General features: G+C 61.6%; 7 protein-coding genes. 5 read left to right on the top strand and 2 right to left on the bottom strand.

Annotated features, from left to right (window positions below; genetic code table 11):
• Positions 1 to 211: 211 nt before the first annotated feature.
• The 5 genes from lon to cmoB all read left to right on the top strand — a co-directional run bounded on the left by lon (position 212) and on the right by cmoB (position 5,771).
• The gene (lon, locus tag AC07XF_RS26410; protein ID WP_495028846.1) at positions 212 to 2,629 is read left to right on the top strand and encodes an endopeptidase La; all 2,418 of its coding nucleotides are present in this window, start codon (positions 212 to 214) and stop codon (positions 2,627 to 2,629) included.
• Positions 2,630 to 2,820: 191 nt separating this feature from the next.
• Entirely contained in the window at positions 2,821 to 3,213 is a 393-nt protein-coding gene (locus tag AC07XF_RS26405) for a protease inhibitor I42 family protein (protein WP_495028845.1), read from the top strand.
• A 2-nt stretch (positions 3,214 to 3,215) separates the two neighbouring features.
• Positions 3,216 to 3,857, top strand: a complete 642-nt coding sequence (locus tag AC07XF_RS26400) for a lysoplasmalogenase (RefSeq protein WP_495028844.1) — start codon at positions 3,216 to 3,218, stop codon at positions 3,855 to 3,857.
• Positions 3,858 to 4,038: 181 nt separating this feature from the next.
• Positions 4,039 to 4,818: a carboxy-S-adenosyl-L-methionine synthase CmoA gene (cmoA, locus tag AC07XF_RS26395; RefSeq protein ID WP_495028843.1), complete on the top strand. Its 780-nt coding sequence runs from the start codon at positions 4,039 to 4,041 to the stop codon at positions 4,816 to 4,818.
• Positions 4,815 to 5,771, top strand: coding sequence for a tRNA 5-methoxyuridine(34)/uridine 5-oxyacetic acid(34) synthase CmoB (gene cmoB, locus AC07XF_RS26390; protein ID WP_495028842.1), 957 nt, complete (start codon positions 4,815 to 4,817; stop codon positions 5,769 to 5,771). The genes cmoA and cmoB overlap by 4 nt, the downstream gene beginning before the upstream one ends.
• 119 nt (positions 5,772 to 5,890) lie before the next feature.
• Here cmoB and tadA read toward each other — a convergent pair whose 3' ends face one another.
• Together tadA and AC07XF_RS26380 are read right to left on the bottom strand one after the other, a co-directional pair.
• On the bottom strand, positions 5,891 to 6,388 hold the full coding sequence (tadA, locus tag AC07XF_RS26385; protein ID WP_442095739.1) for a tRNA adenosine(34) deaminase TadA: 498 nt from the start codon (positions 6,386 to 6,388) through the stop codon (positions 5,891 to 5,893).
• Positions 6,388 to 7,764: a multicopper oxidase family protein gene (locus tag AC07XF_RS26380; RefSeq protein WP_495028841.1), complete on the bottom strand. Its 1,377-nt coding sequence runs from the start codon at positions 7,762 to 7,764 to the stop codon at positions 6,388 to 6,390. The genes tadA and AC07XF_RS26380 overlap by 1 nt, the downstream gene beginning before the upstream one ends.
• Positions 7,765 to 7,807: the final 43 nt, after the last annotated feature.

Genomic DNA, 7,807 nt, shown 5'->3' with positions numbered 1-7,807 from the left:
CGAATGCGGTGTGTCAGTCGATGCAAATGTTGTCTGGCACACCGCTTTCGCGAGCAAGCCCGCTCCCACAATTGACCGCGCACAGCCATGGTTCAGCTAACCTGTCTCTGCGCTGAACACGCCGTCGAAACACGGCTTTGCAGAAAATGACCGTTGAAACCACCGCCAACCTGCCCCATCTAAGACCCATACCCATTGCGCAGGTGCCCCCATGAGCGACCAGCAGGAATTCCCCGAAGACCCACGCGAATACGCCGACCCGGAAAACGCCCCGCACCAAGCCACCGGCAAAGGCCTGGCCCTGCCTGGCCAGAACCTGCCGGACAAGGTCTACATCATCCCGATCCACAACCGACCGTTCTTCCCGGCCCAGGTGCTGCCGGTCATCGTCAACGAAGAGCCGTGGGCCGAGACCCTGGACCTGGTGGCAAAGTCCGAACACCACTCCCTGGCCCTGTTCTACATGGACACGCCCCAGGATGACCCGCGCCATTTCGACACCTCGGCCCTGCCGCTCTACGGCACCTTGGTCAAGGTGCACCACGCCAGCCGCGAAAACGGCAAGCTGCAGTTCGTCGCCCAGGGCCTGACCCGTGTGCGTCTGAAAACCTGGCTCAAGCACCATCGCCCACCGTATCTGGTGGAAGTCGAATACCCGCACCAACCCACCGAGCCGACCGACGAGGTCAAGGCCTACGGCATGGCGCTGATCAATGCGATCAAGGAACTGCTGCCGCTCAACCCGCTATACAGCGAAGAGCTGAAGAACTATCTCAACCGTTTCAGCCCCAACGATCCATCGCCGCTGACCGACTTCGCTGCCGCCCTCACCTCGGCCACCGGCAGCGAATTGCAGGAAGTGCTCGACTGCGTGCCGATGCTCAAGCGCATGGAAAAAGTCCTGCCGATGCTGCGCAAGGAAGTCGAAGTCGCGCGCCTGCAAAAAGAGATTTCCGCCGAAGTTAACCGCAAGATCGGCGAGCATCAGCGCGAGTTCTTCCTCAAGGAGCAACTCAAGGTCATCCAGCAGGAGCTGGGGCTGACCAAGGACGACCGCAGCGCCGACATCGAACAGTTCGAACAACGATTGACCGGCAAGGTGCTTTCGCCGCAAGCACAGAAGCGCATCGAAGAAGAGATGAACAAGCTGTCGATCCTCGAGACCGGCTCGCCCGAGTATGCGGTCACCCGCAACTACCTCGACTGGGCGACCTCGGTGCCGTGGGGCGTGTACGGCGAGGACAAACTCGACCTCAAGCACGCACGCAAGGTGCTGGACAAACACCACGCCGGCCTAGACGACATCAAGGACCGCATCCTCGAATTCCTCGCGGTCGGTGCCTACAAAGGCGAGATCAGCGGTTCCATTGTGCTGCTGGTGGGGCCGCCGGGCGTGGGCAAGACCAGCGTCGGCAAATCCATCGCCGAATCCCTGGGCCGGCCGTTCTATCGCTTCAGCCTTGGCGGCATGCGCGACGAAGCCGAGATCAAGGGCCACCGCCGCACCTACATCGGCGCACAGCCGGGCAAACTGGTGCAGGCGCTGAAAGACGTCGAAGTGATGAACCCGGTGATCATGCTCGACGAGATCGACAAGATGGGCCAGAGCTACCAGGGCGACCCGGCCTCGGCGCTGCTGGAAACCCTCGATCCGGAGCAGAACGTCGAATTCCTCGACCACTATCTGGACCTGCGTCTGGACCTGTCGAAAGTGCTGTTCGTGTGCACCGCCAACACCCTCGATTCGATCCCAAGCCCGCTGCTGGACCGGATGGAAGTGATTCGCCTGTCGGGCTACATCACCGAGGAAAAAGTCGCCATCGCCAAGCGTCACCTGTGGCCCAAGCAACTGGAAAAAGCCGGTGTGTCCAAAGGCAGCCTGAGCATCAGCGACAGCGCGCTCAAGGCGCTGGTCGACGGTTATGCCCGTGAAGCCGGCGTGCGCCAGCTGGAAAAAAATCTCGGCAAACTGGTGCGCAAAGCGGTGATGAAACTGCTCGACGAACCGAAAGCCGTGATCAAGCTCGGTCCAAAAGATCTCGAAGCTTCGCTTGGCAAACCGGTGTTCCGTAACGAGCAGGTGCTGTCGGGGGTTGGCGTGATCACCGGTCTGGCCTGGACCAGCATGGGCGGCGCGACCCTGCCGATCGAAGCCACGCGCATCCACACCCTCAACCGTGGGTTCAAGCTCACCGGGCAACTGGGTGACGTGATGAAAGAGTCGGCGGAAATCGCCTACAGCTACGTCAGCTCGCACCTGAAGTCCTATGGCGGCGATCCGAAGTTCTTCGACGAAGCCTTCGTGCACCTGCACGTACCGGAAGGCGCCACGCCGAAAGACGGCCCGAGCGCCGGCGTGACCATGGCCAGTGCCCTGCTATCGCTGGCGCGCAACCAACCACCGAAAAAAGGCGTGGCCATGACCGGTGAATTGACGTTGACCGGGCATGTACTGCCGATTGGCGGGGTGCGGGAAAAGGTGATTGCGGCGCGGCGGCAGAAGATTTTCGAACTGATTTTGCCGGAAGCGAATCAGGGGAATTTCGAAGAACTGCCGGAGTATCTGAAGGAAGGCATTACCGTGCACTTTGCCAAACGCTTTGCGGATGTGGCGAAGGTGCTTTTCTGATGGTGATGTAGCGTCTGCACCAGCGCTTTCGCTGGCAAGCCAGGCTCCTACAAGGATTGCGACATCCCTGTAGGAGCTGGCTTGCCAGCGAAAGCGTCGGTACTGGCGACGACAAATTCCCGCGCTGTCACACTTTGTCTCATCTTAAGTTATGCTCGCCGTTCGTCGTGAACGCCGGAGCCCCTGAGCCTATGTCCCCCATTCGCCTGATTGTCCCACTCGCCCTCGCCTTGCTGGCCGCTTGCGCCACGCAACCTGCACACAACGTGACCGTGGAAAAACAAAGCGAATGCCCGGTGCAGCTCAGCAATGGGCAAAACCTGATCCTGACCCTGCCGAGCAATCCGACCACGGGCTATCGCTGGGCAATTCAGGATTCGGCCGGCGGTGTACTGCACGCCTTGGGGCCAGAGGTTTATCGAAACCCGGAAGATGCCGGCATCGTCGGTGCGGCCGGGGTTTCGACCTGGCGTTTCCAGGCTTTTGCAACCGGCACCGGGCGTTTGCGCCTGACCTCGCAACAACCGTGGGCACCGGAAGTGCTGCCGGTGGACTCGTTCGACTGCGCGATCTCGGTTAACTGACCGTGGGCTGGCTGATTCTGGCGCTGATGGGCGCGGTGACCTTTCTTTATGGCCTGAGCGTGCATGCCTCCATGCTGTGCCTGCTGGTCAAGCCGCTGCCGGTGCTGGCCCTGCTCGGGTGGCTGCATGACGCACCGCCCGGCGAATATCGGCGCTGGATCAGCCTGGGCTTGATCTTCTCCCTGGTCGGCGATGTGTTGCTGGCTTGGCCGGGGGACTTGTTCGTGTTCGGCCTCGGGGCGTTTCTGGTCGCCCACCTGGCCTATCTGAAAGCCTACTTGAGCGATTGCCGGCGCCTGGCTCCTTTCCCCCTGATCATCGCCCTCGGCGTCGGTGCGGTGCTGTTGGGGATTCTGATTGCTCATGGACTGGGGCCACTACTGGTTCCGGTGATCGTCTACGGTTTGGCCATCAGCGCCATGCTCTGGCGCGCGCTCGCGCGGCTCGGCACCGACGTGCCCAAGCGTTCGGCGCTACTGGCCGCCGGTGGTGCGGTGGCGTTTGTGTTTTCGGACAGCGTGATTGGCATCAGCCGTTTCGTGGTGCCGTTCGACGCGGCGGCTTATGTGATCATCCTCAGCTACTGGCTGGGGCAATGGGGGATAACAGCCTCGGCATTTCCCCAGTCCCGCCGCATTTTGTAGCAGCTGCCGAAGGCTGCGTTCGAGGGCGAAGCCCTCGCCATCCAGTCCACCTGAAAAACGAGTCGCAAGATTTACGACTGCTTCGCAGCCGAACGCAGCCTTCGGCAGCTGCTACCTGGATTGCGCGCTCATCCGGCGCTTTATCAGACAACCCGCGCATCCCCGCGCCAACTTGGCTAAAATGCCGGCCTTTTCCACCTACGCCGCTGGAACCGCCGTGAGCAAAGAATCCGATCGCCTTTTCGCCCAGCCTTTGGCCCAGGTGCCTGACTTCGCCTTTAACGAGGATGTGGTGCGGGTGTTCCCGGACATGATCAAGCGCTCGGTACCGGGCTATCCGACCATCGTCGAAAACCTCGGTGTGCTCGCCGCGCAGTTCGCCCAGCCCAATAGCGTGCTCTACGACCTTGGCTCGTCGCTGGGGGCCGTGACCCAGGCCCTGCGCCGGCATGTGCGCACCGACGGTTGCCGGGTGATCGCTGTGGATAACTCTGCGGCCATGGTCGAGCGTTGCCGCGAGTACCTCAACGGGCAGGATTCGATGTTCCAGGAGTTGCTGCCGGTCGACGTGATCGAAGGCGACATCCTCGCCCTGCAATTCCAGCCAGCCTCGGTGGTGGCGCTGAATTTCACCCTGCAATTCATCGCCCCGGACCAGCGCCTGGCGTTGCTGTCACGCATCCGTCAGTCGCTGTTGCCTGGCGGAGCCCTGATTCTCTCGGAAAAACTGCGCTTCGAAGACGAGCAGGAACACGCGTTGCTCACCGACCTGCACATCGCCTTCAAACGCGCCAACGGCTACAGCGAACTGGAAATCGCCCAGAAGCGCAGCGCCATCGAAAACGTCATGAAGCCCGACAGCCTCGAAGAACACCGCGAACGCCTGCTGGCCGCCGGGTTCTCGAAAGTCGTGCCATGGTTCCAGTGTCTTAACTTTGCCTCGTTGATTGCCTTGCCATGATTGATCTGTCCCCCCTCGCCCGCCGTCTGGCCGGCACCCCGCTGACCGACTGGGCCAACACCCTGCAAGCGCAACTCGACAAGAAAATGGAAAAAGGTCATGGCGACCTTGAGCGCTGGCAAAGTGCGCTGGATGCCTTGCCGAAAATCCAGCCGAGCGAAGTCGATTTGCTCAACGGCCTGAAGCTGGACACCGATTGCGACGATGAAACCCGTGCGCAAATGCGCACTGCGTTGATGGGCCTGTCGCCGTGGCGCAAGGGGCCGTTCGACCTGTTCGGTGTGCACGTCGACACTGAATGGCGCTCGGACTGGAAATGGTCCCGGGTCGCCCCGCACCTGGACCTTGCGGGCAAACGCATCCTCGATGTCGGCTGCGGCAACGGCTATTACATGTGGCGCATGCTCGGCGCTGGCGCGGACAGCGTGATCGGTGTCGACCCCAACTGGTTATTCTTCTGCCAGTTCCAGGCGGTACAGCGTTACCTGTCGGAACCGAATGCCTGGCACCTGCCCTTCCCGTTCGAGGACCTGCCGCCGAACCTCGAAGGTTTCGACACGGTGTTTTCCATGGGCGTGTTCTATCACCGCCGTTCGCCCATCGAGCATTTGCTGGCGCTGAAGGATTGCCTGGTCAAGGGCGGTGAACTGGTGCTGGAAACGCTGGTGGTCGAAGGCGACAAGCATCAGGTGCTGGTGCCGGAAGACCGCTATGCGCAGATGCGTAACGTGTGGTTCCTGCCGTCGGTGCCGGCGCTGGAGCTGTGGTTGCGTCGCGCCGGGTTCACTGATGTGAAGTGCGTGGATGTGAGCACCACCACGGTCGAGGAACAGCGTGGGACGGAGTGGATGAAGTATCAGTCGCTCAGTGACTTCCTCGATCCCGAAGATCACAGCAAGACCATTGAAGGGCTGCCGGCGCCGATGCGGGCAGTGATCGTGGCCCGCAAGTAACGGCCACTGAAGATCAAATGTGGGAGCGGGCTTGCTCGCGAAGAGGGAGTGTCAGTTGGCATATAAGTCACTGACACACCGCATTCGCGAGCAAGCCCGCTCCCACAGGGGTACGGTGTTCAGTCTGAAGGCTTTGCTCTGCGGGCCTTGAAGAATTCGCTGAGCACCGCCCCACATTCTTCCGCCAACACCCCGCCTTCATACAGCACCCGGTGATTCAGGAAACCCTGGGTAAAGAACTGCCCCTGGCTCTGCACAATCCCGGCTTTCGGCTCCAGCGCGCCGTATACCACCCGTGCAATCCGCGAATGCACGATCAGGCCTGCGCACATGCTGCACGGCTCCAGGGTCACATACAGCGTGCTACCCGGCAGGCGATAGTTGCTCACCGCTTGCGCAGCAGCGCGGATCGCGACCATTTCCGCGTGGGCGCTGGGATCGCTGGCGCTGATCGGGCAGTTGAAGCCGCGACCGATGATTTCACCGTCCTGCACCAGCACCGCACCCACCGGCACTTCGCCCAGGGCTGCGCCTTGAGCAGCCAGGGCCAGGGCTTCGCGCATGAAGTCGCGGTCACGGCTGCGGTCGATGATCGCGGCGGGACGAATCTGACGCATCACGCTACCTCGATGGCGGCCATCAGGCCGGTTTCCATGTGATCGATCACATGGCAATGGAACATCCATACACCAGGGTTATCCGCCACCAACGCCACTTGTGCGCGCTCGTTCTTGCCCAGCAGGTAAGTGTCGGTGAAATACGGAATGACCTTGTGCCGGTTCGAGGCGATGACCTTGAAACTCATGCCGTGCAGGTGAATCGGGTGCTGATACTGAGTCATGTTTTTCAATTCGAAAATGTAGCTCTTGCCCTTTTCGAGCTTGGCAATCGGGCGGTCGGCGCAGGTCTTGTCGGTGATGTCCCAGGCCTTGCCGTTGATCTGCCACAGGCTCGGCGGTTTGCCGTTGTCGACGTTGACCGACACCGAACCCACCCATTCGAAATTGAAGTTGAGTTTCTCGGCATTGACCAGGTCGGGCTCGGCAATCGGGTTGGCAGGCAGTGCCGGCGGCCACTCGGTGGGTGCATCGCTATTGGCCACCGAACGGAACGTGCCCAGGCGCACCGGGCCGTTGCGCAGCGACAATTCCTCACCGGCCGGCGGGGCCTTGATCGCCAGGCAAATGCGCATGCCGGGGCCGAGCCAGTATTCCTTGCCGAGCGGGCGTGGCTCGATCGGGTTGCCGTCCAGCGCGTAGATCTGCGCTTCGACGCCGGGAATGTTCAGGCGATAGGTCAATGTGTTGTCGAGGTTGAGCAAACGCACGCGAGTGATCTGCCCGGCGGGCAACTCGATCACTGCCTGCGCGACGCCGTTGATGGTCGACAAGCGCCCCGCCGTACCGCCCCGGGCCGCTTCCCGGGGAATGCTGAACTCGACGAAGTTGCCCTCCTCGTCGACGTGCCAGCTCTTGAGGCTCAAGGTTTTTTCGTACTTGAATCCGGTCGGCTCGCGTTCTTCGACAATCAAAGGCCCGACCAGCCCACGACCGAGTTCCTCGCTGCTGTTCACGTGCGGGTGATACCAGTAGCTGCCGGCATCGGGGACGCGAAACTTGTAGTCGAAGTATTCGCCCGGCAGCACCGGAAGTTGCGAGACGTAAGGCACGCCGTCCATTTCCAGCGGCAGGCGGATGCCATGCCAGTGAATGGTGGTGGCGACCGGCAGGTGATTGATGAAACGCACCCGCAACCAGTCGCCCTGACGCGCCCGCAACTCGGTGCCCGGTGCCGATGGACCGAACGCCCAGGCCTGGGTCTTGTGCCCGGCCACCAGCTCGACGTCCAGCGGTGCTGCGATCAACTCGTAGTCGTGACCTGCGTCCGCATCGGCCATCTTGCCCAGCCAGTAACGCGACGCCCCCCCGGCTCCCACGCCAACGACAACAAGACCGGCCAGGCCACCGAGTATTTGGCGACGGGTAAAGGACATGAACTCAACTACCTCACAAATCAACGACAGGCCAGGGGCCCGG

The organism is Pseudomonas sp. GW821-FHT01C01 (genome assembly GCF_059422645.1).
Note: the sequence above shows the minus strand (reverse complement) of the source record. Positions and strands in the feature narration are given on the sequence as shown.

Coding starts and splice junctions, on each gene's coding strand:
- lon (WP_495028846.1), top strand. CDS start 212: ATGAGCGACCAGCAGGAATTCCCCGAAGACCCACGCGAATACGCCGAC.
- AC07XF_RS26405 (WP_495028845.1), top strand. CDS start 2,821: ATGTCCCCCATTCGCCTGATTGTCCCACTCGCCCTCGCCTTGCTGGCC.
- cmoA (WP_495028843.1), top strand. CDS start 4,039: ATGCCGGCCTTTTCCACCTACGCCGCTGGAACCGCCGTGAGCAAAGAA.
- cmoB (WP_495028842.1), top strand. CDS start 4,815: ATGATTGATCTGTCCCCCCTCGCCCGCCGTCTGGCCGGCACCCCGCTG.
- tadA (WP_442095739.1), bottom strand. CDS start 6,388: ATGCGTCAGATTCGTCCCGCCGCGATCATCGACCGCAGCCGTGACCGC.
- AC07XF_RS26380 (WP_495028841.1), bottom strand. CDS start 7,764: ATGTCCTTTACCCGTCGCCAAATACTCGGTGGCCTGGCCGGTCTTGTT.